Origin of the sequence: Gordonia aichiensis NBRC 108223 (assembly GCF_000332975.1) — a bacterium.
Lineage (GTDB): Bacteria > Actinomycetota > Actinomycetes > Mycobacteriales > Mycobacteriaceae > Gordonia > Gordonia aichiensis.
In genome coordinates this window covers 15,711-42,531 of the sequence record NZ_BANR01000032.1, presented here as the reverse complement: position 1 = coordinate 42,531, position 26,821 = coordinate 15,711, and the positions used below count along the sequence as shown (strand labels likewise).

26 protein-coding genes are annotated in these 26,821 nt (G+C 64.4%); 20 read left to right on the top strand and 6 right to left on the bottom strand.

Going from position 1 to position 26,821, the window contains the following annotated elements; genetic code table 11:
- Positions 1–185: 185 nt before the first annotated feature.
- From GOACH_RS20940 to GOACH_RS23870, 3 genes are all read right to left on the bottom strand, one after another.
- Positions 186–1,208, bottom strand: coding sequence for a DNA cytosine methyltransferase (locus GOACH_RS20940; RefSeq protein ID WP_005179480.1), 1,023 nt, complete (start codon positions 1,206–1,208; stop codon positions 186–188).
- A 163-nt stretch (positions 1,209–1,371) separates the two neighbouring features.
- A complete protein-coding gene (locus GOACH_RS23170; protein WP_157227901.1) occupies positions 1,372–1,791 on the bottom strand; it encodes a very short patch repair endonuclease in 420 nt (139 codons plus the stop codon).
- 66 nt (positions 1,792–1,857) lie between these two features.
- Positions 1,858–2,163, bottom strand: a complete 306-nt coding sequence (locus GOACH_RS23870) for a helix-turn-helix domain-containing protein (protein ID WP_005179477.1) — start codon at positions 2,161–2,163, stop codon at positions 1,858–1,860.
- A 354-nt stretch (positions 2,164–2,517) separates the two neighbouring features.
- Here GOACH_RS23870 and GOACH_RS20925 point away from each other — a divergent pair, with 354 nt between their 5' ends.
- Positions 2,518–2,841 carry a hypothetical protein gene (locus GOACH_RS20925; protein WP_005179476.1) on the top strand — a complete coding sequence of 108 codons (324 nt, stop codon included), beginning with the start codon at positions 2,518–2,520 and terminating at the stop codon, positions 2,839–2,841.
- A gap of 87 nt (positions 2,842–2,928) precedes the next feature.
- Here GOACH_RS20925 and GOACH_RS20920 read toward each other — a convergent pair whose 3' ends face one another.
- Entirely contained in the window at positions 2,929–3,303 is a 375-nt protein-coding gene (locus GOACH_RS20920; protein WP_005179474.1) for a cupin domain-containing protein, read from the bottom strand.
- 68 nt (positions 3,304–3,371) lie between these two features.
- Between GOACH_RS20920 and argS the strand changes: the two genes are divergently transcribed.
- The 6 genes from argS to rho all read left to right on the top strand — a co-directional run bounded on the left by argS (position 3,372) and on the right by rho (position 12,229).
- Positions 3,372–5,024: an arginine--tRNA ligase gene (gene argS / locus GOACH_RS20915; protein ID WP_005179473.1), complete on the top strand. Its 1,653-nt coding sequence runs from the start codon at positions 3,372–3,374 to the stop codon at positions 5,022–5,024.
- Positions 5,021–6,439: a diaminopimelate decarboxylase gene (gene lysA, locus GOACH_RS20910; RefSeq protein WP_005179471.1), complete on the top strand. Its 1,419-nt coding sequence runs from the start codon at positions 5,021–5,023 to the stop codon at positions 6,437–6,439. Before argS ends, lysA begins: the two co-directional genes overlap by 4 nt.
- Complete coding sequence (locus tag GOACH_RS20905; protein ID WP_005179469.1) at positions 6,440–7,744, top strand: homoserine dehydrogenase; 1,305 nt, start codon at positions 6,440–6,442, stop codon at positions 7,742–7,744.
- Positions 7,737–8,831, top strand: coding sequence for a threonine synthase (thrC, locus tag GOACH_RS20900; protein ID WP_005179467.1), 1,095 nt, complete (start codon positions 7,737–7,739; stop codon positions 8,829–8,831). The genes GOACH_RS20905 and thrC overlap by 8 nt, the downstream gene beginning before the upstream one ends.
- Complete coding sequence (gene thrB / locus GOACH_RS20895; RefSeq protein WP_040519340.1) at positions 8,812–9,789, top strand: homoserine kinase; 978 nt, start codon at positions 8,812–8,814, stop codon at positions 9,787–9,789. Before thrC ends, thrB begins: the two co-directional genes overlap by 20 nt.
- Before the next feature lie 436 nt (positions 9,790–10,225).
- Positions 10,226–12,229: a transcription termination factor Rho gene (gene rho / locus GOACH_RS20890; protein WP_005179460.1), complete on the top strand. Its 2,004-nt coding sequence runs from the start codon at positions 10,226–10,228 to the stop codon at positions 12,227–12,229.
- A gap of 45 nt (positions 12,230–12,274) precedes the next feature.
- Here rho and GOACH_RS20885 read toward each other — a convergent pair whose 3' ends face one another.
- Together GOACH_RS20885 and GOACH_RS20880 are read right to left on the bottom strand one after the other, a co-directional pair.
- The gene (locus GOACH_RS20885) at positions 12,275–12,829 is read right to left on the bottom strand and encodes a CGNR zinc finger domain-containing protein (RefSeq protein ID WP_052004088.1); all 555 of its coding nucleotides are present in this window, start codon (positions 12,827–12,829) and stop codon (positions 12,275–12,277) included.
- A 188-nt stretch (positions 12,830–13,017) separates the two neighbouring features.
- On the bottom strand, positions 13,018–14,286 hold the full coding sequence (locus tag GOACH_RS20880) for a sulfite reductase subunit alpha (RefSeq protein WP_005179454.1): 1,269 nt from the start codon (positions 14,284–14,286) through the stop codon (positions 13,018–13,020).
- Positions 14,287–14,595: 309 nt separating this feature from the next.
- On the opposite strand from GOACH_RS20880, the gene rpmE reads away from it, so the two are divergent.
- The 13 genes from rpmE (at position 14,596) to atpD (ending at position 26,821) form a co-directional block, all read left to right on the top strand.
- Positions 14,596–14,823 carry a 50S ribosomal protein L31 gene (rpmE, locus tag GOACH_RS20875; RefSeq protein ID WP_005179448.1) on the top strand — a complete coding sequence of 76 codons (228 nt, stop codon included), beginning with the start codon at positions 14,596–14,598 and terminating at the stop codon, positions 14,821–14,823.
- A gap of 131 nt (positions 14,824–14,954) precedes the next feature.
- Positions 14,955–16,061, top strand: coding sequence for a peptide chain release factor 1 (gene prfA, locus GOACH_RS20870; protein WP_005179445.1), 1,107 nt, complete (start codon positions 14,955–14,957; stop codon positions 16,059–16,061).
- A 25-nt stretch (positions 16,062–16,086) separates the two neighbouring features.
- Positions 16,087–16,944 carry a peptide chain release factor N(5)-glutamine methyltransferase gene (gene prmC, locus GOACH_RS20865; RefSeq protein WP_005179442.1) on the top strand — a complete coding sequence of 286 codons (858 nt, stop codon included), beginning with the start codon at positions 16,087–16,089 and terminating at the stop codon, positions 16,942–16,944.
- Positions 16,945–16,980: 36 nt separating this feature from the next.
- Complete coding sequence (locus GOACH_RS20860) at positions 16,981–17,634, top strand: L-threonylcarbamoyladenylate synthase (RefSeq protein ID WP_005179432.1); 654 nt, start codon at positions 16,981–16,983, stop codon at positions 17,632–17,634.
- On the top strand, positions 17,634–18,851 hold the full coding sequence (locus GOACH_RS20855; protein ID WP_005179428.1) for an MraY family glycosyltransferase: 1,218 nt from the start codon (positions 17,634–17,636) through the stop codon (positions 18,849–18,851). The genes GOACH_RS20860 and GOACH_RS20855 overlap by 1 nt, the downstream gene beginning before the upstream one ends.
- Positions 18,852–19,181: 330 nt before the next feature.
- The gene (locus GOACH_RS20850) at positions 19,182–19,598 is read left to right on the top strand and encodes an ATP synthase subunit I (protein WP_005179425.1); all 417 of its coding nucleotides are present in this window, start codon (positions 19,182–19,184) and stop codon (positions 19,596–19,598) included.
- Positions 19,595–20,365 (top strand): F0F1 ATP synthase subunit A, encoded by a 771-nt coding sequence (gene atpB / locus GOACH_RS20845; protein WP_005179420.1) that lies wholly within the window; start codon positions 19,595–19,597, stop codon positions 20,363–20,365. Before GOACH_RS20850 ends, atpB begins: the two co-directional genes overlap by 4 nt.
- Before the next feature lie 86 nt (positions 20,366–20,451).
- A complete protein-coding gene (locus GOACH_RS20840; RefSeq protein ID WP_005179417.1) occupies positions 20,452–20,709 on the top strand; it encodes a F0F1 ATP synthase subunit C in 258 nt (85 codons plus the stop codon).
- Between the two features lie 49 nt (positions 20,710–20,758).
- Positions 20,759–21,262 carry a F0F1 ATP synthase subunit B gene (locus GOACH_RS20835; protein ID WP_005179414.1) on the top strand — a complete coding sequence of 168 codons (504 nt, stop codon included), beginning with the start codon at positions 20,759–20,761 and terminating at the stop codon, positions 21,260–21,262.
- 2 nt (positions 21,263–21,264) lie between these two features.
- Positions 21,265–22,617 (top strand): F0F1 ATP synthase subunit B/delta, encoded by a 1,353-nt coding sequence (locus GOACH_RS20830; RefSeq protein WP_005179411.1) that lies wholly within the window; start codon positions 21,265–21,267, stop codon positions 22,615–22,617.
- A 78-nt stretch (positions 22,618–22,695) separates the two neighbouring features.
- Positions 22,696–24,324 (top strand): F0F1 ATP synthase subunit alpha, encoded by a 1,629-nt coding sequence (gene atpA / locus GOACH_RS20825; RefSeq protein WP_005179408.1) that lies wholly within the window; start codon positions 22,696–22,698, stop codon positions 24,322–24,324.
- A 62-nt stretch (positions 24,325–24,386) separates the two neighbouring features.
- Complete coding sequence (locus GOACH_RS20820; protein ID WP_005179406.1) at positions 24,387–25,325, top strand: F0F1 ATP synthase subunit gamma; 939 nt, start codon at positions 24,387–24,389, stop codon at positions 25,323–25,325.
- Between the two features lie 47 nt (positions 25,326–25,372).
- The gene (gene atpD, locus GOACH_RS20815) at positions 25,373–26,821 is read left to right on the top strand and encodes a F0F1 ATP synthase subunit beta (RefSeq protein ID WP_005179404.1); all 1,449 of its coding nucleotides are present in this window, start codon (positions 25,373–25,375) and stop codon (positions 26,819–26,821) included.

The following is a 26,821-nucleotide window of genomic DNA, read 5'->3' as shown; positions in this document are numbered from 1 at the left end:
TTCGATGCCGGTGTAGTAACACTTCAGTGTGAAGACGGCGCCTACTACATGCGTCACACGCTGCTAGCTACTCGGCTTGATGCCGATAGCCTGAAAATGCTGGGAGCCGACCGGAGTGTTATCCCACACGGTCGGCTCCCAGTAGAGCAGAACGATCGGCCTGATCCGAGATACCTCGAATTGCTTTATGCCGACTTGGGAGTTTCGTTTCCCGAGGCGACCTGACCCGCCAGTAGCTCTTTGCCCATCACATCAACGATTCGCTGTCCTATCCACTCGGCGACGGGCACCGAGACGGCGTTGCCGCACGCGTGGTATCGCGCCGAATCGAGCGTGTTCTCGTTAGGCATATCGTGCGTGGGGATGGTCCAGTTATCAGGGAAGCCCTGTAGCCGCTCTGTCTCCAATGGAGTAAGCCGGCGAACGCGGCCCTCGGGGTACGAGACGTAGTTTCGTGACCAGTCTGTTCCAGTGTGGCGAGCAGATTCCGCATAGAGGCAGTGCGCTAGCTTTTTGACGAACCCTTGCTTAGGATTTCCAACGCTGATCGCAAAGGGGGAAACAGATTTCTTCCCATCCGGTCGGCTCTTCTCAGAATCCCGGTCGCCGCATTCGGGCTCAAAAAGTACCTGTCCGGGACCGGCTGGGTCTCCAAGAGATCCGACAATGAAGACTCTTGTGCGACTTTGGGGGACGCCGAAGTGTCGACTGTCAAGTACCCGCCAGGCAACGCTATACCCGATGTCGGCCAGCGTCCGTATGATGACCGCAAAATCTCGTCCTTCGTGGGAAGAGAGGAGAGCCGCAACGTTTTCGAGGACAACAACTTTGGGGCGGCGCTCTTTAATAAGCTCCGCAAAGTCGTAGAAGAGTCCTGACTGCTTCCCTCGGAGCCCGCTTCGGGGTCCCATGCGTGCGAGGCTGACGTCTTGACACGGGAAGCCGCCTGCCCAGATTTCTGCTTCGGGGATGTCATTTGCTTTCACCTGCTGGATGTCGGTAGCTCGGGGAACATTCGGCCAGTGCTTTTCGAGGATGTCGAGACAGAATTCTTTCTTCTCGCATTGCCACACCGTCTCCATCATCTCGGAGTTCTCGAAGCCGAGGTCGAAGCCGCCGATGCCCGCGAAGAAGCTCGCGACTCGCACCTTGTTCGTCGTGGAGTCTGCGCCAGGCTTCGGTAGTGTTCTCACAGTGCCGCCGCTCATCGGTGTTCTGCCGTCCTTTCCGGCCACTGTCGGTGGTCGCGGCACACTCTACGGTCAGGGTCCGACAACCGTGCCAACGGTGGCACACGTCCTAGGGGCAGACGATACGGTGTGGCGCGCGTCGGACGGTGTATCGACACGCATTGGTCAACAAACGGCCAGGTCATCGGGCGTCACGCACGGCACGTTCGATCTCGTCGGCCACTTCGGTGGGTGAAGAGTGTTCCCAGAATCGAAGAACTTTCCAGCCTGTGGCGATGAGCCGCGCCGTCGTGTCAGCATCGCGGTTGACGTTGCGAGCAATCTTTGCCGACCAATAGTTTGCGTTCGTATGGAATTCCCGCGACCCGTGGTCGGGGCAGCCATGCCAGAAGCAGCCGTCTATGAATACGGCGACGAGCTGTCTTGTAAAGACGATGTCAGCTCTACGGCGCAGCTCGGGAACCGGCCTGACATCGACACGGTAGCGGAGCCCTCGCGCGTGCAAGAGCCGTCTGACCAGCAATTCCGGCTGAGTGTCTCGATGTCGGTTGGCCTGCATATTGCGCCTGCGGGCCGGAGTCGACGCCCACGATTCGGTCATACTTCCAGCGTAGAACGCCTTTCGATCGGTGGACATTGCGACCGGCCGACCGGGCATCCGATGGTCCTACCGGAGCTGAACTCCCGCACGTCGAAGGTTGCGAGCGACGGTGCTGCCAGCGACACCGTACTGTCGGCCAAGGGCTTCGGTGGAGCGGCCAGCTTGATACTCGGAGATGAGGCGTTCGAGTCGAGCACCCTCGAAAGATCGCAAGTTGCGGGTCTGCTCTCCGCTGCGTTGGATGTGCTTGGCAACCGTCAGCCGGTGGATGCCGTAGGAGGTAGCCAGGTCGCTCGCGGTGGCGCCGGCGCGGTAGTCGCGTACCAGCGACTCGATCTGCTTGGGCGAGAGTCTGCGTTGCTGGCGTGACACTGTTGCCGCCCGAGAGTGTGCGGTGAGCTGCGGATTTGTCGGTACAACCGGTGTTGGAGCAACTTCGATCAACCGCGTGAACCCTTTGGGCGGGCTTGAAAGAGATTCACGCAGGCGCACTGTCACATCCTCGCCGAATCCAGTCGGAGTGCGCCCATCGTGGTGTAGGCGACTGCCGCAGGCGCCTTTCTCCTACCGTCTCTCCTACCATCCGTGTATCCGCCCCGGCATCGCTGCCCGCTCGTCGTGTTGCTCGTACGGTGACATCCGTGTCCGACGTAGAGTCGCGCTACCGGACCGACGTCGGCGTGACGGCCTTGGCGGCCGCGCTGATCCTGTGGAGAGGAACGTGCCGTGGAATGGAACTTTCAGAGACTGTCCGGCGGTACATGGCAACCGCCTTTGGTCGGATCATTCTTCGCCGACGCCGGACTGTGCGGAGTCTCTGGCAACGGGGGACTTCTGCGGTTCCACGACGACAGTTCCGGACCTGTATCACAGCAGTTCGTCGACTCGGCGTTCGGCAGCAGGGGTGTGCATGCTGATGTGTTCGCATTCGACTGGCGGGCACGTCAATTCGCGCTGAGTGACAGTTTCGGTGTCGACGGCAGCTACACCAGCAAAGGCGGCGTGCCGATGATCGTGACCCTCGATCCCTTCGACATGGTGTATGCGTGACCTTTACCGATCAACTATGGAAACACGCGCAACATCAGCAACCGGGCGATCCCGCGCCCTATGTCCGTCTGACACCGTAGGACGCTGTCACTCCGGCTGGAACCCCGATTCCGCGTCGTCGGCAAGCCCCACGTAGAGGCGTCTCCACGGAACGTCGCCGAGCAACTCCCATCGATGGCCGGTGCCGTCGGTGTCCTCGGCCACCAGCACTGTGCCGGGCTCCAAGCGGAACGTCTCGGCGTCGCGGGTGACGAAGTCGAGCACACCGGCGAGCGTGATCACATACTGACGCCGCGGCGCGGTGTGCCAGGCAAACGAACCGCCCTCGGCGGTTTCCTGGAACGCAGCGGTGGTTGTCGCCGCCTCGGCAGACCGCAGAGTGTGCGCGTCGAGCGAGATCGAGCCGTGCTCGACATGGGACCGGCCGTCGCTGTCATTCCAGAGTCGTATCGCAGGGATCACGCTTCACAACTCTACGATTCACCAGGCAGTTGTGGCTTGCCGAAGCGGGGCCAATAGGATGATGACCTGTGACTCCCGCCGATCTCGCCGCATTGTTGAGCACCGTGACCCGGACCGTCGTGTCCGATCGCGGACTCGACACGTCTCTGGTGCCCGAATCCGTGGTCGTCGAGCGTCCTCGCCACGCCGATCACGGCGATTACTCAACCAACGTCGCGCTCCAGCTCGGCAAGAAGCTGGGGGTCAACCCGCGTGAACTCGCAGGGTGGCTCGTGGAGGCGTTCTCCGCTGCGGATGGTATCGAGAAGGCCGAGGTCGCGGGGCCTGGTTTCGTCAACATCTGGCTGGCTGCCGCCGCGCAGAACAGCGTTATCGAGACGGTGCTCACCCAGACGACCGAGTACGGCAAGGGTGACGAGTTCAGCGACAAGACCATCAACCTCGAGTTCGTCTCGGCCAACCCGACCGGGCCGATCCACCTCGGCGGTACCCGATGGGCGGCCGTCGGAGACGCGCTCGGCCGAGTGCTGGCAGCGCGCGGCGCAAAGGTCACCCGCGAGTACTACTTCAACGACCACGGCTCGCAGATCGACAAGTTCGCACGCTCCCTGGAGGCATCCGCACTCGGTGAGCCGACGCCCGACGACGGATACGCCGGTGAGTACATCGTCGAGATCGCGAACAAGGTGATCGAGGCGGTTCCCGACGTTTTCTCGCAGCCGCAGGAGCAACGTCGTGAGACGTTCCGGTCGGTGGGCGTTGAGTTGATGTTCGACCACATCAAGTCGAGCCTTCACGAGTTCGGCACCGACTTCGACGTCTTCACCCACGAGAACTCGATGTTCACCTCGGGTCTGGTGGAGGAGTGCATCGCCGAACTTCGCGCGAACGGCAATCTCTACGAGTCTGACGGCGCGTGGTGGCTGCGCACGACGAGTTTCGGCGACGACAAAGACCGCGTCGTCATCAAGAGCGACGGCGAGGCCGCCTACATCGCAGGTGACATCGCGTACTACCGAGACAAGCGCAATCGCGGCTTCAACCTGTGCATGTACATGCTCGGTGCCGACCACCACGGCTACATCAAGCGCCTCAAGGCAGCCGCCGCTGCGCTGGGCGACGACCCCGACACCGTCGAGGTTCTCATCGGACAGATGGTCAACCTCGTCCGTGACGGCGTACCGGTACGGATGAGCAAGCGTGCGGGCACCGTCATCACACTCGACGACCTCGTCGACGCGGTCGGGGTCGACGCAGCGCGCTACGCGCTGATCCGCTCGTCGATCGACGTCAACATCGATATCGATCTCGACCTGCTGGCCAAGCAGTCCAACGACAATCCGGTGTACTACGTGCAGTACGCGCACGCCCGGTTGTCGGCTATCGCGCGCAACGCCGACGAGCTGGGTCTGAAACCGCGCCTCGAGCACGTCGACCTCCTCGACTCGGACACCGAAGGCGATCTGATCCGCACGATCGGCGACTTCGACGAAGTCGTGGCGACGGCCGCGCAACTGCGTGAACCGCATCGCATCTCGCGATATCTGGAGTCCCTCGCCGGGGCCTACCACCGCTTCTACGCACACAATCGCGTGCTGCCGCAGGGCGACGAGGAGCCCGGCGACATTCATGGTGCGAGGCTCGCGCTCTGCGCCGCAACCCGTCAGGTGCTGCGCAACGGACTCGACCTCATCGGCGTCAGCGCCCAGGAGCGGATGTGAACGCGCATCCGGCCGGACCGCGCCACGCGGAGATCGCCGCCGCGCCACACCTGGCGCAGCAGCCCAGCGACCCAGCCGCGGTGGCCAGAATTCCGGCAAACGTCTTCCCACGCAACGCTGTACGCGCCGAATCCGGTGAGCTGACCATCGCGGGCGTCGGCGTAGGGGAGCTGGCAGAGACATTCGGCACGCCACTGTTTGTGCTCGACGAGGACGATTTCCGCTCCCGATGCCGTGACATGATGGCCGCCTTCGGCCCGTACGGTCGGGTGCACTACGCCTCGAAAGCGTTTCTGTGCAGCGAGATCGCTCGCTGGGTGGATCAAGAGGGACTCTCCCTGGATGTCTGCTCCGGCGGTGAGCTCGCGATTGCGCTGCACGCGGGTTTCCCTGCGGAGCGAATCGCGCTGCACGGCAACAACAAGAGCATCGACGAGTTGGGTGCGGCACTCGACGCCGGTGTTGGGCACATCGTGCTGGATTCGATGATCGAGATCGAACGGCTCGACAGGCTCGCGGGCGAACGCGGCGTGGTGGCCGACGTCCTCATCCGCGTGACCGTGGGCGTCGAAGCGCACACCCATGAATTCATCGCTACGGCACACGAGGACCAGAAATTCGGATTCGCGTTGTCGGGCGGCGTCGCCATGGATGCGGTTCGTGCGGTGTTCGCCACCGACAATCTCCGCCTCGTGGGACTGCACAGCCACATCGGCTCGCAGATCTTCGACATGGACGGCTTCGAGCTCGCGGCACACCGCGTCCTCGGGCTGCTGCGCGATGTCGTCGCCGAGTTCGGTGTCGACAAGACGTCGCAGATGTCGATTGTCGATCTGGGCGGGGGACTGGGTATCTCGTACCTACCGGACGAGGATCCGCTGCCTGTCTCCGACGTCGCCGAGACCCTGGCGGGCATCGTTCGTCGCGAGTCGGAAGCGGTGGGGTTACCGATGCCGACCATCGCCGTCGAGCCCGGACGTGCGATAGCAGGCCCCGGCACCATCACGCTGTACCGGGTGGGAACCATCAAGGACATCGAACTCGGTGGTGGATCGGTACGCCGCTACGTGTCCGTCGACGGCGGCATGAGCGACAACATCCGCACTGTGCTGTACCAGGCCGAATACGACGTCCGGTTGGTCTCTCGAGTGTCCGACGCCGAGCCGGTCGTCAGCCGCGTCGTCGGAAAGCACTGCGAGAGTGGCGATATCGTCATTCGTGACTGTTGGTTGCCCGGCGATCTGGGCCCCGGGGACCTCATCGCGGTCGCGGCGACTGGCGCTTACTGCTACTCGATGTCGAGTCGATACAACATGGTGATGAGGCCTGCCGTGGTCGCGGTGGCCGACGGAACGGCGAGGGTGATCCTTCGTCGCGAAACTCTCGACGACTATTTGCGGCTGGAGGTGAGCTGAATGAGCGAGAAGAAGACGATCGGCATCGCGGTGCTCGGTATGGGCAACGTCGGCGCAGAGGTGGTCAGGATCATCGAGGAGAACGCCGCGGATCTGCGCGCCCGTGTTGGCGCCCCGGTCGAACTGCGCGGCGTGGCAGTCCGCGATCTGAGCCGTCCGCGCAAGATTGCGCAGGAATTGATCACCGACGATCCTGCGGGCCTGGTCGCACGCGACGATGTCGACATCGTCGTCGAACTCATGGGCGGTATCGATCCCGCGCGTGAATTGATCCGCACCGCACTGGAATCGGGCAAGTCGGTGGTGACGGCGAACAAGGCTTTGCTTGCCGAGTACACGGGCGAACTCGCCACCGCCGCAGCGCAGGCGAAGGTTGACCTCTACTTCGAGGCTGCCGTCGCCGGTGCGATCCCAGTGGTGCGTCCGCTGATGCAGTCACTCGCAGGCGACACCGTCGAGCGGGTCGCGGGAATCGTCAACGGCACCACCAACTTCATCCTCTCGGCCATGGCCGAGACCGGTGCAGCCTACGACGAAACGCTCGCAGAGGCAGGACGTCTCGGTTACGCGGAGGCAGATCCGACTGCGGACGTCGAAGGCTATGACGCGGCGGCGAAGGCCGCGATCCTTGCGTCGATCGCCTTCCACACCCGCGTAACCGCTGCCGATGTCTATCGCGAGGGCATCACGCACGTGACGCCGGACGACCTCGCTGCCGCACGGAAGTTCGACTGCACGGTGAAACTGCTCTCGATCTGTGAGCGCGTTCGTGGCGACGACGGTTCGCAGCGCGTCTCCGCGCGCGTCTACCCCGCACTCATCCCGCTGTCGCACCCGCTCGCGACCGTCAACGGCGCGTTCAACGCCGTCGTGGTGGAAGCAGAGAACGCAGGCAGGCTCATGTTCTACGGGCAGGGAGCGGGCGGCGCGCCCACGGCATCGGCCGTGCTCGGCGACATGGTGATGGCCGCGCGCAACAAGGTCCACGGCGGACGCGGTCCCCTGGAGTCGACCTATGCCTCGTTGCCGATCGCCTCGATCGACGAGGTACCGACGCGGTATTACGTCTCGATGCGAGTCGCCGACAAGCCCGGTGTACTCTCGCAGGTCGCCAACGAATTCTCGAAGAGATCCGTGAGTATCGCCGCCGTGCGCCAGGAGGGCGCGGGCGACGACGCGCGGCTCATTGTCGTGACACACCGCGCACCCGATAGAGCGCAGTCGGAATGCGTTGCAGCACTTGAAGACATGGACTCCGTGACCACGGTGTCGAGCGTTCTTCGATTGGAAGGAACCGATGACTGACGCCACCAACGCACCCGCGCACGCTGCCGTGCATGCAGGCTGGCCGGGGCTGATCGAAGCGTACCGGTCCCGACTGCCCGTCGGTGACGACTGGACGGTGGTGACGCTCCTCGAGGGCGCGACACCACTGGTGCCTGCGCGCCACCTCTCGGAGCTGACCGGCTGCGACGTCTACCTCAAGGTGGAGGGCCTCAACCCCACCGGCTCGTTCAAAGACCGTGGCATGACCATGGCGGTGAGCAATGCGGTCAACAACGGCAAGACCGCGGTGCTGTGTGCCTCGACCGGCAACACGTCGGCGTCGGCAGCCGCCTACGCCACCCGTGCCGGGATCACCTGCGCGGTGCTCATCCCCGAGGGCAAGATCGCGATGGGCAAGCTCGCCCAGGCCGTGATGAGCGGCGCCAAGATCATTCAGGTGCAGGGCAACTTCGACGACTGTCTCGAACTCGCACGCAAGGCGACCGCGGAGTTCACCGAGATCGAACTGGTCAACTCGGTCAACCCGGCTCGCATCGAGGGGCAGAAGACCGCAGCGTTCGAGATCGTCGACGTGCTCGGCCGTGCGCCCGATGTGCACGTGTTGCCCGTCGGGAACGCCGGCAACATCACCGCGTACTGGAAGGGCTACCGCGAGTACCACGCCGACGGCATCAGCGATCTGCCCCGGATGCTGGGAGTTCAAGCAGCTGGTGCCGCTCCGCTCGTCAACGGCGCGCCCGTGAAGGACCCGGAGACGATCGCCACGGCGATCCGCATCGGATCGCCCGCGAGTTGGAATCAGGCGGTGGCCGCCAAGGAGGAGTCCGGCGGACAGTTCCGTGCGGCCACCGACGAGAAGCTCCTCGAGGCGTATCGACTCGTGGCGGGCACGGAAGGGGTCTTCGTCGAACCCGCCTCGGCGGCAAGCGTTGCCGGCCTTCTCTCCGCCCACGCCGACGGCTGGATCACGCCGGGGCAGACCGTCGTCTGCACGGTGACCGGCAACGGCCTCAAGGATCCCGACACAGCGCTGCTCGGGATGCCCGAGGTCGAGGCCATTCCGGTCGATCCAGTGGCGGTCGCCGATGCGCTCGGCGTCGCCTGAATCCGGGACGGCCCGACGAATGGTCAGCCCGGATACGGTGTATCGGCAACTGCCGGAAGGACTTTCGGCGAGAGTGCGGGTGCCCGCCTCGAGTGCGAACCTCGGCCCGGGGTTCGACTCCCTCGGTATCTCGCTCGGCCTGTACGACGAGGTGATCGTCTCCACCACGGCCGCAGGGATCGACGTCGACGTCGCGGGCGAGTCTGCAGACGACGTCCCGCGCGATGCCAACCACCTCGTCGTCCGTGCGCTCCTCGCGGGCCTCGCACATGCGGGCGTGTCGGCAGGCGGGCTGCATCTGAAGACGGTCAACGCCATCCCACACTCGCGTGGGCTCGGATCGTCGGCGTCGGCTGCGGTCTCCGGGCTCGCGGCGGCGTCGGCCCTCGTTGTCGCCGCAGGATTCGGCGGTCGGATCTCCGACGCGGACCTGGTGCAACTGGCCAGCGCATTCGAAGGTCACCCGGACAACGCTGCCGCCAGCATCCTCGGTTCAGCAGTCGTGACCTGGATCGAACCCGGAGAGCATCCGGCATACGGCGCGCGCCGCCTCGATGTTCATCCCGATATCGGTGCCACGGTGTTCGTGCCGGCAACTGAATCGTCGACGTCCTACACGCGTGGGCTGCTACCCGACTCTGTGCCGCGCACCGACGCGATCTTCAACGTCAGCCGCGCGGCGCTCGCCGTCGTGGCGTTGACGTCGGATCCCCGCTGCTTGTTCGCTGCCACCGACGATAGGCTGCATCAGCCCTATCGCGCCGCTGCGATGCCGGAGACAGCGCGTCTCGTTGCCGATCTCCGCACCAGGGGATATGCCGCAACGGTGTCCGGTGCGGGTCCGAGCGTACTGGTTCTCGGCACCCGGTCGGTTGACGCCGCCACCCGCGAACTGGCCTCCGAGCAGGGATTTCGTGTTGCTCAACTGGAGATCGCCGGCGGCGTCGCGGTCTGCTGAATCTCCTCATGCGGATTCGGCGTGTTGCCGGTACCATGCCTGGGGGGTTATCATAAACTGGTCTAGCCGCGCAGGCTCGTGCAGCCGTGCTTCTCAACGATCTCTGATCATCATCCGGTCGGCTCCCGGGTGCGTATATGAGCAGTCACCGATCTGGGGCATCGCGCAATCCGCGAGTCGGCAGTGTTGCTCGAGGGCCCACATGTTCTCGGGGGCACAACAGTTGTCGAGAGCGCAGCAGTTGTCCAGAGCACAGCAGTTCAGGAGTGACACACCGCAGCGGGACCACAATCCTGTCCGCCGGTTCAGAACGGACGGCGGTCATTTCCTCTGAAGGTTGACGAGGCGTCGAACCGATCTGGCGTCGTCGGACACCTCAGTAGGCGACATCACGACCTCATGCAGCATCTGACTGCGGAGGAACGAAAGGACATCCGTGACTGATACGGACCTGATCACCGCGCCAAGCGTCGCCGACGACAAAGGCGCACCCAAGACCAAGACCCGCACGGGACTCTCCGGCATGGTGCTGACCGAACTCCGTTCACTCGCAGGTGAGCTGGGGATCAAGGGCACGTCCGGGATGCGCAAGGGCGATCTGATCGCCGCTATCAAAGAGCGTCAGGGCGCGGCAGCTACCGCTGCCGACGCTCCCACGGCGACGTCTGCGAAGGCGGAGACATCTGCTGCCGAGGCCCCCAGGGCCACCCGCGGCGCAGTACGTCGCACGAAGAACCCTGCCTCCGCCGAGACGGCGCCCGAGCAGATGACGATCACCTCCGAGAGCAGTGCCGCGCCGCGCGCAGAGGCATCCGCCGACAACGCGGCGAATGGCGCGACGGGGGAGCCGAGCGGGCAGAACGAGAGCGCCCGCGCGAAGAGCGAGAGCCCCACCACTGACCACAGCGAGAACGCTCGCGGCGACAATGACCGCGGTGACAACGCTCGAGGTGACAACGCTCGAGGTGACAACGACAACTCGTCACACCAGGGCGGCGGAAACAACCGCAACCGTAACCGTAACCGCAATGGCGGCCAGGGCGGGTCGAACGCGAACGGCTCCAACGGAGCGCAGCAGGGCGGCAACCAGGGCGGTGGCGGCAACCAGGGCGAGGGCAACCAGCAGGGCAGCAACAAGAACCAGGGCCCGAACAACAATCGCGACAACAACAACCGTGATGACGACGGCGAGGGCGGTGGCCGCGGACGTCGAGGTCGTCGGTTCCGCGAACGCCGCCGTGGGCGCGATCGTGACGGTTCGGGTGGAGGAGAGCCCCAGATCTCCGAGGACGACGTGCTGCAGCCTGTCGCAGGCATCCTCGACGTCCTCGACAACTACGCCTTCGTGCGCACCTCCGGTTACCTCGCAGGCCCGAACGACGTGTACGTGTCGATGAATCTCGTGCGCAAGAACGGATTGCGACGAGGCGACGCGATCACCGGCGCGGTCAAGGTACCGCGCGAGGGGGAGCAGCAGAATCAGCGCCAGAAGTTCAATCCGCTGGTACGACTCGACTCGGTCAACGGCATGGATGTCGACGCCGCTCGTAAGCGTCCCGATTTCAACAAACTGACTCCGCTCTACCCGAATCAGCGACTGCGTCTCGAAACGGGTAAGGAACAGCTCGACACCCGGGTCATCGACCTCATCATGCCGATCGGCAAGGGGCAGCGCGCCCTGATCGTGTCGCCGCCGAAGGCCGGTAAGACGACGATTCTTCAGGACATCGCCAACGCGATCGCGACCAACAATCCCGAATGCCACCTGATGGTCGTTCTTGTTGACGAGCGACCTGAAGAAGTCACCGACATGCAGCGTTCGGTCAAGGGTGAGGTCATCGCCTCGACCTTCGACCGTCCGCCGTCAGATCACACCTCGGTGTCCGAACTCGCGATCGAGCGCGCCAAGCGACTCGTCGAGCAGGGCAAGGACGTCGTGGTGCTGCTCGACTCGATCACCCGCCTGGGCCGCGCGTACAACAACGCCTCACCCGCGTCGGGTCGCATCCTGTCCGGTGGTGTCGATTCGACGGCCCTCTATCCGCCGAAGCGATTCCTGGGCGCCGCCCGCAACATCGAGAACGGCGGCTCGCTGACCATCATCGCCTCAGCGTTGGTGGAGACCGGCTCGACCGGCGACACGGTGATCTTCGAGGAGTTCAAGGGCACCAGTAACGCCGAGCTCAAGCTCGATCGCAAGATCGCTGATCGTCGTGTGTTCCCGGCCGTCGACGTCAATCAGTCGAGCACCCGTAAGGATGAACTGCTGATGTCGGCCGAGGAGTTCGGCATCATGCACAAGCTGCGTCGGGTCTTGAGCGGACTCGATTCGCAACAGGCGATCGATTTGTTGATCAGCCAGCTCAAGAAGACCAAGAACAACTACGAGTTCTTGCTGCAGGTGCAGTCCAATGCCCCCGGCGCCATGAAAGACGACTGACCGCAAGACGACTGACCGCAAGACGACTGACCGCAAGACGACTGACTATCTCGTCGTTGTGTGCCCGCCTCGGCCCGCTCGGGTGTGTCCGGCGCGATGGCGGCGCACTGCGGCCCGGTTCGCACATGCGGGCGAGCAGTAGCGCTGCCGTCCGTTGCGCGACGTGTCGGCGAAGACGTGAGTGCATTCGTCGAGTTCGCATGCCCCCATGCGGTCGATTCCACGGCCGGTGAGATGCAAAGCGGTGGCGGCAGAGATCAACACACAGATCTGTTGCCAGCCCGCGACATCGTCATCGCGAAAGTGCAGATGCCATCCGGAGCCGGCGTGGTTGGTGAGTCGAGGGGCTGCTGCATGGCGTACGAGCAATTCGTTCAGGAGATCTGCGCGGGTCTGCTCGTCGGTGGCTCGGGCGACGTCACGCCAGTGTTCGAGGTAGTCGACGGTCTTGCGTAGGTCGTCGAGGCCGATGTCGTCGGAGTCGAACACGAATCCGGCTGCGTCACACCTGGCGACGAGTTCGTCCGGATCGGTGGGAGGGCGGTTGGCCAGATCGACGGCCAGCGCTACGGCATCCCGTCCGTAATGGTTGAAATGCATAATGCCATTACAGCACAGTGGGGGCATGTCGCTCTCATGCCGTGCTCACGTCCATTGCTGGACCACCGCGTCCCGCCATCTCATCTCTACGGGTGTCGTTGTCTACCAACGTTGTTCGTGTGGTGCGCAGCGGGTCGTCGAACACGACCTCCCGGCCGCCGGACCCACGCGCCCGGATCGGCAAGAGGTCAGTAGACGTCACGCACGTATCGCTTGTCCTTCTTGAGTCGGGACAGGATGTCGCGCGCCTCGTCCGGGTTATGCCCGCCGTGTTCGGCGATGATGTCGAGCAGTGCGCCCTCGACGTCGGGCGCCATGCGCCCAGCGTCGCCGCAGACGAACAGGTACGCGCCGTCGTCGAGCCAGCGGAAGAGCTCGGCTCCTCGGGCGCGCATCCTGTCCTGCACATAAACCTTGTGCTGCTGGTCGCGGGAAAATGCGACGTCGAGATGGTCGAGGAGTCCGTCGGACACGAACCGCTCCAGCTCGTCGCGGTAGATGTGGTCGTATTGCTCGCGCTGATCGCCGAAGAACAGCCAGTTCTGGCCCGATGCGCCGCGTTCGGCTCGCTCGTGCAGGAATGCACGAAACGGTGCGACCCCGGTGCCCGGACCGACCATGATGACCTTTGCGTCGTCGGCCGGCAGTCGGAAGTACCTGTTGGGGGTCACGAAGATTCCGACCGTATCGGCGTCGGCGATCCGGTCGGCGAGGTGCGTCGAGCACACGCCGCCGCGATCACGCCCGCCCGAGCGGTAGCGGACGGTCGACATCGTGAGATGAATGGTGCCCGGGTGTGCACGAGGACTCGACGAGATGGAGTAGACGCGATGCGCCAGTGGTTGCAGTTCGGCCAGCAACTCGTCGGGGCTGATGCTCAGCGACGCATCGACGTTGAGGAGGTCGAGGACGTCTTTACCTCGCAGCCACGCGTCGATGGCCGTGCGATCGCCGGTCGAGGCCAGACCGGTGAGTTCGGCATCACCGCAACGCGCGGCGATGTAGTCGACGAGATACGTTGTGGCAGAAGCTAGCTCGTAGCGGTTGAGTAGCACATCCCGTAGCGGGCGCTGTTCGGTGCGATCAGCGACCGGGGTGTCGGGGGCGACGCCGAGTCTTTCGATGATGTGATCGACGAGCGCGGGATCATTGCGTGGCACCACGCTCAGCGAATCGCCGGGTTCGTAGGTGATGCCGCTGTCGCCCAGCGAGATCACCAGGTGCCGGATCTCCTTCGCCGAACCCGCCCCCGAGATGACCGTGTTGGCGATCACCGTCGCCGGGTAGGGGTTCTTTCGATTCCACGTCGGCGTGCGGGCGGGCTTCGCCGACCTTCGTCTGGTGAGCGGACGGTCGGGGTGGGTATGCGTTGTGTGCATGTCATCGGCGTCTTCGTGAGAGAGGTGGGGGGTGATGTCGTCGTCGGCCTCGATCCGCTGGGGAGCAGTCGCCGACAAGCGATCGGCACGGTCGGTCGGCTTCGGGGCCGATTCGACCCTCGAGGACTATAACCGAGGTAACCCTAAGTAAAGCAAGGCTCACCTGTAGATGCGCCTGTGGTCGGGGGAATGAATGCGGGAGGGCCTGTGTTGAGGCGGGTGGCAGACAGTAGGCCGAGTGGGTTTCCTCGGACAGTATCGCGGCCGCGAGGCCACGATTTCCGTGCGGACCCGGCGTGATGGCATACTGATCGGTCGAGTCCGGTACCGGTTCACACCGCCGAATCGCGGCGGTGACCCGGCGACCACGAGAAAGGGACACCAGAGATGAAGCAGGGCATTCACCCCGATTACCACGTGACCACGGTCGTCTGCGGCTGTGGCAACACCTTCGAGACCCGTAGCACCGCCGAGAACGGTCGGATCAACGTCGAAGTCTGCTCGCAGTGCCACCCGTTCTACACGGGCAAGCAGAAGATCCTCGACACCGGCGGTCGTGTTGCGCGCTTCGAAAAGCGCTACGGCAAGCGCACCAAGAACGCAGACGCCAAGTAGCTTTCCCGACGACGCCCGCCCGGTCACACAGACCGGGTCGGGCGTCGTTTGTGTTTGCGAAGACGTGTATGTGCCGCGATGTGCAACGACCAGCGGGCTGCGGAGTGACGATGCGATGAGGAGAATGAGCGGTGCATAAAGGCGCACACACGCGCGACGCGGGAGGCGGCGCCAACAATGGGGCCATCGACGACATCCTCGCTGAGCATGCGGGCCTTGAGCAGCAGCTCTCCGATCCCGCATTGCACGACGACCCGGCAACCGCACGTCGCGTCGGCAAGCGGTTCGCGCAGCTGGCCCCCATCATGGCGACCTACACGAGGCTGGTGAGTGCGCGCGACGACCTCGCCGCGGCGCAGGAGCTGGCCGCCGACGACGCCGCGTTCGCCGAGGAGATTCCAGGACTACAGGCGTCGGTTGATGAGCTGGACGCCACGCTGACCGATCTGCTGGCACCACGCGACCCGCATGACTCCGACGATGTCGTGCTGGAGATCAAATCCGGGGCCGGTGGCGAAGAGTCGGCGTTGTTCGCCTCCGACCTCGCACGGATGTATCTGAAGTACTGCGAGCGCCACGGGTGGAAGGCGCAGGTGCTCGGCGTCACGGAATCGGATCTCGGCGGATACAAAGAGGCCACGCTCTCGATCAAGGGGCGCGAACCCTCGCGCGACGGTGTGTGGTCGCGGTTGAAGTTCGAGGGCGGCGTGCATCGTGTGCAGCGGGTTCCCGTGACCGAGTCGCAGGGCCGCATTCACACGTCAGCTGCTGGCGTCCTGATCTATCCGGAGCCCGAGGAGGTCGAGGAGGTCGAGATCGACGAGTCCGATCTGCGGATCGACGTCTACCGCTCTTCGGGCAAGGGCGGGCAGGGGGTCAACACCACCGACTCGGCCGTCCGGATCACTCATCTGCCGACGGGAATCGTCGTGACGTGCCAGAACGAGCGATCGCAGCTGCAGAACAAGGCGCGTGCCATGCAGGTCCTGGCCGCGCGGTTGCAGTCTGCGGCCGAGGAGGAGGCCGAGGCAACGGCCGCCGAAGGACGGGCGGCGCAGATCCGCACCGTTGATCGTTCCGAACGCATTCGTACCTACAACTTTCCGGAGAACCGGATCACCGATCACCGGATCGGTTACAAGGCGAACAACCTCGACGCCGTGCTCAGCGGCGACATGGATGCGTTACTCGACGCACTTGTGGCCGCCGATCGTCAGGCACGTCTCGAGGCCGAGTGAGGCCGATGTCGTGAGAAGTGATCAGATGACGTCGGTCACCTCGGAGGTGGCCGCGGCGTCAGTGCTGCTCGCTGACGCTGGAATCGACTCGGCGCGCGGCGATGCGGAATGGTTGCTGGCGCATGTCCTCGACGTCGATCGCGGTTCCCTGGCGTTCCGCGATGAACTCGACGACGGTGCGCGGCAGCGATACCGCGAGTTGGTGGCACAGCGCGCGCGTCGGATTCCGCTGCAGCACATCGTCGGTCGCGCCGCCTTCGGTCCGATCGAGGTAGCCGTCGGCCCCGGGGTGTTCGTGCCCCGCCCGGAGACAGAGCTGATGCTCGAGTGGGCCGTCGACTCTCTCACGGGTGCCTCGCATCCCCTGGTCGCAGACCTGTGCAGCGGCAGCGGGGCGCTCGCGATCGCGATAGCGGTGTCGGTGCCCGCTGCGCGTGTGGTTGCCGTCGAGAAGTCGACGTCGGCTCTGCTGTGGCTTCGGCGTAACGTCGCCAATCTCGGCGTCGGCGATCGCGTGGCGGTTCTGGGCGCCGATGTCGCCGATCACGCTCAACTGCGCGACCACATCCCCGACGGCTCGCTCGACCTCATCGTGGCCAATCCTCCGTACGTACCCTCGGACACCGATGTCTCACCCGAGGTCGACGCAGACCCGGCCGAGGCTGTATTCGCCGGAGAGGACGGTATGAGTGTGATCACGCCGCTGTCCGACCTCGCGGCCCGGCTCCTGGCGCCCGGCGGGCGGCTCGGCATCGAGCACGACGATTCGACGTCGTCTCTGGTCGTGGGGACCCTCGGGGCTGCCGGCGCATTCGACGACATTCTGGCGCGGCGTGACCTGGCCGGACGCCCCCGGTTCGTGACCGCGCGTCGTCGGCCGTGAGCCGATGGTGGGCGAGCGTCGTGAAAGGATGAACACGTGAGCACCGTTTTCGATTGCACTGACGAGGAGACCCGTTCCGCGGGCATCCAGGCGGCCGTGGGTGCCGCCAAGGCCGGCCGGCTGATCGTCACGCCGACGGATACGGTCTACGGCATCGGGTGCAACGCGTTCGACGCCGAGGCCGTCACAGATCTCCTTGCCGCCAAACACCGCGGTCGTGACATGCCGGTGCCGGTGCTGGTCGGTTCCTGGCATTCCATCGACGGACTCGTCCTGTCGGTGTCGGCCGCCGCGCGCAGCCTCGTCGAGGCTTTCTGGCCGGGCAGTGTGAGCCTCGTCGTCGAGCAGGCTCCGTCGCTCGCCTGGGATCTCGGCGACACGTCGGGCACCGTGATGTTGAGGATGCCGCTGCATCCGGTTGCCATCGAGGTGTTGCGCGCTGTGGGGCCGATGGCGGTCTCGAGCGCCAATGTGTCCGGTCGACCGCCCGCGATCACCTGCGACGAGGCGCTCGAACAACTGGGCGATTCGGTATCGGTCTACCTCGACGGTGGGCGTGCCCCCAAGGGGCAACCGTCGACCATCGTCGACATCACCGGTGCGTCACCACGTGTCCTGCGCGAAGGTGCCGTGACCACGGCAGAGGTCGCCGAGGTGCTCGACGTCGATCCGGCCAGCCTGGTCGACTGATGCTCGAGCCCGTCACCGGTGGGAGCATGGTCGTCGCGGACGTGCTGTCGGCCGAGTCCGGTTCCGGCGGCGCCGGTGTTCCGCTTCGCGAGTTGTTGCTGGTCGGACTGACTGCAGCCGCGATCACGTACTTGCTGACGTCCCTCGTGCGGGTCGTCGCTATTCGGGTGGGCGCTGTCGCGGTCCCGCGCGTACGAGACGTGCACACCATTCCGACACCGCGCCTCGGCGGCGTCGGGATGTTCGCGGGAGTGGTGGCAGCGATTGTTCTGGCTGCAAATCTCCCCGCACTCAATCGGGGATTCGCCTATACCAACGACATGGGCGCCGTGGTGACCGCGGGAGCCGTCATCGTCATCGTCGGGATCATCGACGACCGGTGGGGCCTCGACGCGTTGACCAAGTTCGTCGGACAGCTCACTGCGGCGGGCGTCATGGTCGTGATGGGGGTGAGCTGGCTGCAGGTGCCGGTTCCGTTCGGGAACATCGGGACCATTGTCCTCGACCCGTTCCAGTCAGGGCTCCTGACTGTCGTGATCACCGTCGCCACGATCAATGCCGTCAATTTCATCGACGGACTCGACGGACTCGCAGCCGGACTCGGTCTCATCTCGGCGTCGGCGATCTGCATGTTCTCGCTCGGCCTGCTGCGCGACCAGGGTGGCGACGTCAGCTACTACCCGCCCGCACTGATCTCGGTCGCACTTGCGGGTGCGTGCCTGGGATTTCTTCCCCACAATTTCTCCCCGGCCAGGATCTTCATGGGAGATTCGGGCGCGATGCTCATCGGTTTGATGCTGGCCGCGGCGTCGACGAGTGCGTCGGGACGTATCGCGGTGAACGCCTACGGTCCCGCCGACGTGTTCACCCTGCTGTCGCCGTTGATCCTGGTGGCGGCCGTCGTCTTCATACCGATGCTCGACATGTTGATGGCGGTGGTGCGACGCACCCGCGCAGGTGTCGGGTTCTATACCCCGGACAAACTGCACCTTCATCACCGACTGCTCGAACTCGGGCACTCGCAGCGGCGCGTCGCACTCATCATCTATCTCTGGGTAGGGATTCTCGCCTTCTCCGTGGCTGCCAGCACGATCTTCCCGGTGTCGGTGGTGGTGCCCGCATTCGCAGCAGGGCTCGTCGTCGCCATGTTGGCGACGATGGCACCCCGGTTGCAGCGACGGATCGCCGAAGTGCGGACCGCGCGCGCCCTGCGATGACGTAGGAACCGGGGGAGGGGCCTTCTGTCCAGGTCATACGTCATCCGAGGGGGCAGGTGCCTCCCGGACGGGCGGATAGGTAACCAGACAGTAAAATCGTGTACTATCAGCTGTAGTACTTGAGGGGGACGCATATTTCGCACCGGCGGTGCGGCGTGCTCCCAGCCTCGGGAGGTCGACACATTCTGCGGGGACACCCCCCGGTGACCGTGGGAAATCGTGTTGATAAGGTCACTGCAAATGCAGAGCGTACGCTCGGCGGTCAGCCGCGAAGACGCACGCTCGTTGCCTGATGCCCTAGGCATGAGGTGTTTCACGTGAGGAGAGGCAATGGCGACGTCCGCCCCTGACTCGGCTCCCGTGTATTACCCGCCCGCGCCGACAGGCCTTCGCCGTCCGGCAATCATCGCCGGTGTGCTCACCGTCGTCGTCGCGGTCATCGCGGTTTTCCTCGGGAGCTGGCTGTTCCCGTTGTTCTTCGCGATCGGTGTGGTCGCCGTCTTCATCAACACCAAGATGGTCATGATTTCCGTCGAACGTGTTGCCGCCGAAGAGAATCCACGAAAGAAACTGCTCGCCGTCAACTCTGCCGCACGCCTCGGAGCCATCACTGTGCTCGCGTTGGCGGCGGCTTTCCTGTTCCGGCCCGAAGGGCTGGGCGTGATGTTCGGACTCGCTCTCGGCCAGGTTGTCCTGGTGCTGAACACGGTGATTCCGGTGATGAAAGGACTTCGTAAGCAGCTATGATCGCATCGACTTACGGCGCCGACACCCTCGTGCTGGCCGAGGCCCAGATCGAGGTCGGCCACCACAAGCAGGTGGAATGGCTGGGCATGACGTGGAACATCGACACGATCATCGCCACCGCCATCGCGGCAGTGATCGTGATCGCGCTCGCGTTCTTCGTGCGCTCGCGGATGACGTCCAAGCGCCCTAACTCGGTGCAGCTGTTCTTCGAGGCCGTCACCACGCAGATGCGTAGCCAGATCGAGAACTCGATGGGCATGAAGGTCGGCGGCTTCGTCCTACCTCTTGCAGTCACTCTCTTCACGTTCATCCTCATCGCGAACTGGCTGTCGGTACTGCCGTTGCAGTACGCCGACTCCGAGGGCAAGAGCGCCGAGGTGTTCGCGCCTGCGGCCAGCGATGTCAACTTCTGCTACGCCCTCGCGTTGTTCGTTTTCGTCTGGTACATGGCTGCCGGAATCCGACGTCGCGGACCGATCGGTCACTTCAAGCGTCTGGTCAAGGGCCACGTCGCATTCCTGGCCCCGATCAACATCATCGAGGAGATCGCGAAGCCCGTCTCGCTCTCTCTCCGTCTTTTCGGCAACATGTTCGCAGGCAGCATCATGGTCGCGTTGATCGCGCTGTTCCCGGCGTATGTCATGTGGGCGCCGAACGCGATCTGGAAGTCGTTCGACCTGTTCGTCGGCCTCATCCAGGCATTCATCTTCTCCCTGCTGACCGTGCTGTACTTCAGCCAGGCCATGGAGACGGACGAAGACCACTAGCAAGTCCGACCCCGGCCGGCACCGCGTCGGTCGGACCTTAGACCTGGCAATCCGATTGCCAGTATCACCCGAAAGGAAAGTTCTCAATGGATCCGAATCTGATTGGTCTGGGCGCGTTGATCGGTGGCGGCCTCATCATGGGTGGCGGCGCGATCGGTGCCGGCGTCGGTGACGGTATCGCCGGTTCCGCCTTGATCTCCGGCATCGCACGTCAGCCGGAGGCACAGGGCCGTCTGTTCACTCCGTTCTTCATCACCGTCGGTCTGGTCGAGGCCGCGTACTTCATCAACCTCGCGTTCATGGCGCTGTTCGTGTTCGCCACCCCGATTTCCGGCCAGTCCTGATCTTCCCGGTTTTAGTCGGGTTCCTCGAACAACAAGGGACATCTGAACCATGAATCTCGCCGCAGAGAACTTCTTGATCCCCAATGGCACGTTCTTCGCGTGTCTGCTGATCTTCGTCGTCGTGCTGATCGTGATCCGCGCGTGGATCGTGCCACCGATCGTCAAGGTGCTCGACGAACGGCAGGCACGGGTCGCGAAGACTGCTGAGGACAACAATGCCGCTGCGGCGAGCTACGAGGACGCCGACCGGGAGTATCAGGCCCGAATGAAGGAAGCCCGCGCCGACGCGACCGGAATCCGGGACGAAGCGCGGGCCAAGGGGAACGAGGAGTTGTCGGATGCGAAGCGGCGTGCGACGGATGAAGCCGACGCCGCTCTCGCGAAGATCTCCGCAGACCTCAAGGTCGAGGCCGACAACGCCGTGACCGAGGCCAAGCGCGACGTCGACTCACTGTCGCGGACGCTTGCTGACCGCGTTCTCGGCACACAGGGTGCCGGCGTGCAAAGTTCAGGGGCGACGACCGCCTCGCCAGAGACTGAGACGGTGAAGTAGCAGTGGACGTATTTATCGGACAGCTTGTCGGCTTTCTGCTCATCATTGCGCTGTTGTGGAAGTTCGTCGTGCCGTTCTTGCGGAAGACCGTGAAGAGCGCACAGGACGTCGTCGACCAGCAGGTGGCCGAGAGTGATGCGGCCAAGGCCCGCCTCGAGGACGCCAAGGTGGCACACGAGCGCTCGATCGAGCAGGCCAAGGTCGAGGCCAAACAACTCCACGAGGGCGCGATCGAAGATGCCAAGGGCATCGCCGACGACCTGCACAAGCAGGCCGACGTCGAGGTCAAGCGCATCTCCGAGCACGGCAAGGCGCAGGGTGAGTTGACGCGCACGTCGATGGTTCGTCAGTTGCGTAGCGAGCTCGGGCTCACCGCGGTCGATGGCGCAGGCAAGATCGTGCGCGATCACCTCGCCGACCCGACCAACCAGTCGGAGACCGTCGATCGGGTCATCGACGAGCTCGCAGCCATGTCGCGGGGCGGACAGCCCTCGACCGGAGTCCCGAGTTCCAGCGAACTGATCGGGCTGCACTCGATGCACGCCGCCAGCCGTGACGCGGCACGCGCCGTCGCCCGCGAGTTCAGCACCAACACTGAAGGCAAGACTCCGCAGGAACTGCTCGCGGCCAGCGAGGATCTCACCCAGATCATCGACTTCCTCCAGCACCACCCGGTGCTGCGGAAGAAGTTCACCGAGGACGAGGATTTCCCGGCGCTCAAGAAGCAGTTGGTGCACAGTCTGTTCGACGGCAAGGCATCGCCGATCGCGGTCGAGGTCGTTGCGTCCGCCGTTGCACAGCACTGGTCGCAGCCCAACGACATCCTGGTCGCGTTGCGCAGGCAGAACGCTCTGGTGGTACTCACTGCGGCCGAGCGTGACGGGCAGATCGAGCAGGTCGAGGATGAACTGTTCCGGGTGAGCCGTCTTCTCGAGGCGAACCCGACTCTCGCCTCGCTGCTGACCGACTTCACCAAGCCCGCGGAGAAGCGCAACGGCCTGCTCACCGGGCTGCTGGGGAGCCAGATCGGCAATTACACCGCGCACCTGCTCACCCAGACGATCAGCCTTCTCCACGGACAGCCCGCGGAGTCCGCTGTCGACCAACTCGCGCAATTGGCAGCGGCCATGCGTGGCGAAACCGTCGCCCATGTGGTGTCTGCAGCCGAATTGAGCGATGCTCAGAAGCAACGTCTCGGTGGCGTGCTCGCCGAGATCTACCACCGCAAGATCTCGGTGCAGACCGAGATCGACCCGTCGATCATCGGCGGACTGCGTATCGGTGTCGGAGACGAGGTCATCGAGGCCGACATCGCGACACGCCTGGCAAAAGCAGCGGAGACACTGCCGAGGTAGCCGCGTCTCGCAGTCGCGAACGACACCTCACCACCACGACTCACTCACACCGACCGACATCAAGAAAGACGAGAACCCATGGCGGAGTTGACGATCTCAGCAGACGAGATTAAGGGAGCGATCGAGCAGTACGTCTCGTCGTTCGAAGCCGAAGCCTCGCGCGACGAGGTCGGCACGATCACCGACACGGCTGACGGCATCGCCCACGTCAGCGGCCTTCCGGGCGCAATGGCCAACGAGCTGTTGCAGTTCCCCGGCGGCATCCAGGGTGTGGCACTGAACCTCGATGAGGACGAGATCGGCGCGGTCATCCTCGGTGACTACGAGGATCTCGAAGAAGGCGGCCAGGTCAGCCGCACCGGTGAGGTGCTCTCGGTGCCCGTCGGCGACAAGTTCCTCGGTCGCGTCGTGGACCCGCTGGGCGCTCCGATCGACGGGCTCGGCGACATCGAGGCCGAGGACAACCGTGTCCTCGAACTCCAGGCTGCCACCGTGCTCGAGCGTCAGCCCGTCGAGGAATCGCTGGCGACCGGCATCAAGGCCATCGACGCCATGACCGCGATCGGTCGCGGACAGCGTCAGCTCATCATCGGCGACCGCAAGACCGGTAAGACCGCCGTGTGTGTCGACGCGATCCTGAACCAGAAGGACAACTGGGCAACCGGCGACCCGAGCAAGCAGGTTCGGTGTATCTACGTCGCGATCGGTCAGAAGGGCTCGACCATCGCGGGCGTGAAGACGGCACTCGAAGAGGCCGGCGCAATGGAGTACACCACCATCGTCGCCGCACCCGCTTCTGACTCGGCAGGCTTCAAGTGGCTGGCACCGTACACCGGTTCGGCACTCGGCCAGCACTGGATGTACCAGGGCAAGCACGTTCTCGTGGTCTTCGACGACCTCACCAAGCAGGCCGAGGCCTACCGCGCCATCTCGCTGCTGCTGCGTCGTCCGCCGGGCCGCGAGGCTTACCCCGGTGACGTCTTCTACCTGCACTCGCGTCTGCTCGAGCGCGCGGCGAAGCTCTCCGACGAGCTCGGTGGCGGCTCGATGACCGCGCTGCCGATCATCGAGACCAAGGCCAACGACGTGTCGGCGTTCATTCCGACCAACGTCATCTCGATCACCGACGGTCAGGTCTTTCTCGAGTCCGACCTGTTCAACAAGGGCGTTCGTCCCGCGATCAACGTCGGTACGTCGGTCTCGCGCGTTGGTGGTGCCGCTCAGACGAAGGGCCTCAAGAAGGTCTCCGGCTCGCTGCGTCTCGAGCTCGCGCAGTTCCGCGAACTGGAAGCCTTCGCCGCCTTCGCCTCCGACCTCGACGCAGCGTCGAAGGCGCAGCTCGAGCGCGGTGCCCGGTGGGTCGAGATGCTCAAGCAGGATCAGTACAGCCCCTACTCGGTCGAGGACGAGATCGTTTCGATCTACCTCTGCGGTGAGGGCCACTACGACTCGGTGCCGGTCGACGACGTCCGGAACTTCGAGACCCAGCTGCTCAGCCACCTGCACCACAACGCGACCGGCGTCTACGACTCGATCGCGGGCGGCCAGGTGCTCACCGACGACCAGGCAGAGGCACTCGTCGCCGAGACCAACAAGTTCAAGAACAGCTACCTCACCCACGATGGCAAGCGCGTCGTCAACGAGGCAGAGGCAGCCGCGATGGACGCCGACGACGTCGAGCAAGAACAGATCAAGATCCGGAAGTGATCGCGTGTCCGTCCGTGCCCGCATCGGGCGTATCCGTGCCAAGGAAGAAGGGGTGAGGGCTCATGGCCAGCATTCGTGAGCTGCGCTCACGCATCCGGTCGGTCCAGTCGACGAAGAAGATCACCAAGGCGCAGGAGCTGATCGCGACGTCGCGTATCACCAAGGCTCAGGCCCGGGTGGCGGCAGCGAAGCCGTACTCGGAAGAGATGACCAAGGTGCTCTCCGAGCTGGCCAGCAGCGCCGGGTCGCTCGACCATCCGCTGCTCAAGGAGCGCGAGAATCCCAAGCGCGCCGCGATTCTGGTGATCACCAGCGACCGCGGCATGGCCGGCGGTTACAACGCGAACGTGTTGCGGTCATCGCGCGAGCTCATCTCGCTCATCCGTGAGGAGGGCAAGGAACCGGTGCTCTTCGTCATGGGCACCAAGGGCGTGAACTACTTCACCTTCCGCGGCATGGATGTCGCGACGTCGTGGACCGGATTCTCACAGTCGCCCGAGTACGCGGACGCTGCGCAGGCGAGCAACTTCCTTGTCGACCTCTTCGTGGCGGGGTCGGGGGAGAGCATCGATCTGCCGGACGGCGAGGGAACCATCGAGGGCGTCGACGAATTGCACATCGTCTACACCCGGTTCGTCACGATGCTCACCCAGACGCCGGAAGTTCGTCGCATGGCACCGCTGGTGGTGACCGAGAACGACAATCCCGATCACGGGGAGGTCGAGGTCGACGACGAGTCGCGCAACTACAGCTTCGAACCGAGCGCAGAGACTCTGCTCGAGGCGCTGTTGCCGAAGTATGTCGCCACGCGCGTCTACGCGGCGCTACTGGACTCGGCCGCATCCGAGTCGGCCGCACGTCGCACGGCGATGAAGGCAGCGACAGACAACGCCGAGGAACTGTCCAAGACGTTGTCGCGTGAGGCCAACCAGCTCCGCCAGGCCCAGATCACCCAGGAAATCAGCGAGATCGTCGGCGGATCGAGCGCCCTCGCCAACTGACGCCGATCCCACCCAAACTTCGATCAAAAGGAAGTGACCCAAGCATCATGACCGCAACTGTAGAGACACCCTCGTCGCAGTCGGCGGGGACCACCGAGGGCCGCGTTGTCCGCATCATCGGCCCCGTCGTCGACGTCGAGTTCCCCCGCGGCTCGATCCCAGACCTGTTCAACGCCCTGCACACCGAGGTGACACTCGAGGCTGTCGCCAAGACGCTGACCCTCGAGGTCGCACAGCACCTCGGCGACAACCTGGTGCGCACCATCTCGATGCAGCCCACCGACGGCCTCGTCCGCGGCGCGATCGTGACCGACTCGGGCTATCCGATCCGCGTGCCTGTCGGCGACCAGGTCAAGGGCCACGTGTTCAACGCCCTCGGTGACTGCCTCGACAGCCCCGGCCTCGGTCGCGACGGCGAGCAGTGGGGTATCCACCGCAAGCCGCCGGCCTTCGACGAGCTCGAGGGCAAGACCGAAATCCTCGAGACCGGCATCAAGGTCATCGACCTGCTGACCCCGTACGTCAAGGGCGGCAAGATCGGCCTGTTCGGCGGCGCCGGCGTGGGCAAGACCGTTCTCATCCAGGAGATGATCACCCGTATCGCCCGTGAGTTCTCCGGTACCTCGGTGTTCGCGGGCGTGGGTGAGCGGACCCGTGAGGGAACCGACCTCATCATGGAAATGGAAGAGATGGGCGTCCTCCAGGACACGGCCCTCGTCTTCGGCCAGATGGACGAGCCGCCGGGCACGCGTATGCGCGTCGCCCTCTCGGCCCTCACCATGGCCGAGTACTTCCGCGACGTGAAGCACCAGGACGTGCTTCTGTTCATCGACAACATCTTCCGATTCACCCAGGCAGGCTCCGAGGTCTCGACCCTGCTCGGTCGTATGCCGTCTGCGGTGGGATACCAGCCGACGCTGGCCGACGAGATGGGTGAGCTGCAGGAGCGCATCACCTCGACCAAGGGTCGCTCGATCACCTCGCTGCAGGCGATCTACGTGCCCGCGGACGACTACACCGACCCCGCGCCCGCCACGACGTTCGCGCATCTCGATGCGACGACCGAGCTCTCGCGTCCGATCTCGCAGCTCGGTATCTACCCCGCTGTGGATCCGCTGACCTCGACCTCGCGCATTCTCGAGGCCTCGATCGTCGGTGACGAGCACTTCCGCGTCGCCAACGAGGTGAAGAGCATCCTGCAGAAGTACAAGGAGCTCCAGGACATCATCGCCATCCTCGGTATGGACGAGCTGTCCGAAGAGGACAAGGTGACGGTGCAGCGCGCACGTCGTATCCAGAAGTTCCTCGGCCAGAACTTCCTTGTCGCCGAGAAGTTCACCGGCCAGCCCGGATCGGTCGTGCCGCTCGCCGACACCATCGAGGCGTTCGACCGCATCTGCAAGGGCGAGTTCGACGCTTACCCGGAGCAGGCGTTCAACAGCTGCGGTGGCCTCGACGACGTGGAGGCAGCCGCCGCCAAGCTCGCCGGAAAGTAG

Excerpts from the sequence above, each read along its gene's own strand:
- GOACH_RS20940 (WP_005179480.1), bottom strand. The coding sequence starts at position 1,208 with ATGAGCGGCGGCACTGTGAGAACACTACCGAAGCCTGGCGCAGACTCC.
- GOACH_RS23170 (WP_157227901.1), bottom strand. The coding sequence starts at position 1,791 with ATGACCGAATCGTGGGCGTCGACTCCGGCCCGCAGGCGCAATATGCAG.
- GOACH_RS20905 (WP_005179469.1), top strand. The coding sequence starts at position 6,440 with ATGAGCGAGAAGAAGACGATCGGCATCGCGGTGCTCGGTATGGGCAAC.
- thrC (WP_005179467.1), top strand. The coding sequence starts at position 7,737 with ATGACTGACGCCACCAACGCACCCGCGCACGCTGCCGTGCATGCAGGC.
- thrB (WP_040519340.1), top strand. The coding sequence starts at position 8,812 with ATGCGCTCGGCGTCGCCTGAATCCGGGACGGCCCGACGAATGGTCAGC.
- GOACH_RS20885 (WP_052004088.1), bottom strand. The coding sequence starts at position 12,829 with ATGCATTTCAACCATTACGGACGGGATGCCGTAGCGCTGGCCGTCGAT.
- rpmE (WP_005179448.1), top strand. The coding sequence starts at position 14,596 with ATGAAGCAGGGCATTCACCCCGATTACCACGTGACCACGGTCGTCTGC.
- prmC (WP_005179442.1), top strand. The coding sequence starts at position 16,087 with ATGACGTCGGTCACCTCGGAGGTGGCCGCGGCGTCAGTGCTGCTCGCT.
- GOACH_RS20855 (WP_005179428.1), top strand. The coding sequence starts at position 17,634 with ATGCTCGAGCCCGTCACCGGTGGGAGCATGGTCGTCGCGGACGTGCTG.
- GOACH_RS20850 (WP_005179425.1), top strand. The coding sequence starts at position 19,182 with ATGGCGACGTCCGCCCCTGACTCGGCTCCCGTGTATTACCCGCCCGCG.
- atpB (WP_005179420.1), top strand. The coding sequence starts at position 19,595 with ATGATCGCATCGACTTACGGCGCCGACACCCTCGTGCTGGCCGAGGCC.
- GOACH_RS20840 (WP_005179417.1), top strand. The coding sequence starts at position 20,452 with ATGGATCCGAATCTGATTGGTCTGGGCGCGTTGATCGGTGGCGGCCTC.
- GOACH_RS20835 (WP_005179414.1), top strand. The coding sequence starts at position 20,759 with ATGAATCTCGCCGCAGAGAACTTCTTGATCCCCAATGGCACGTTCTTC.
- atpA (WP_005179408.1), top strand. The coding sequence starts at position 22,696 with ATGGCGGAGTTGACGATCTCAGCAGACGAGATTAAGGGAGCGATCGAG.
- GOACH_RS20820 (WP_005179406.1), top strand. The coding sequence starts at position 24,387 with ATGGCCAGCATTCGTGAGCTGCGCTCACGCATCCGGTCGGTCCAGTCG.
- atpD (WP_005179404.1), top strand. The coding sequence starts at position 25,373 with ATGACCGCAACTGTAGAGACACCCTCGTCGCAGTCGGCGGGGACCACC.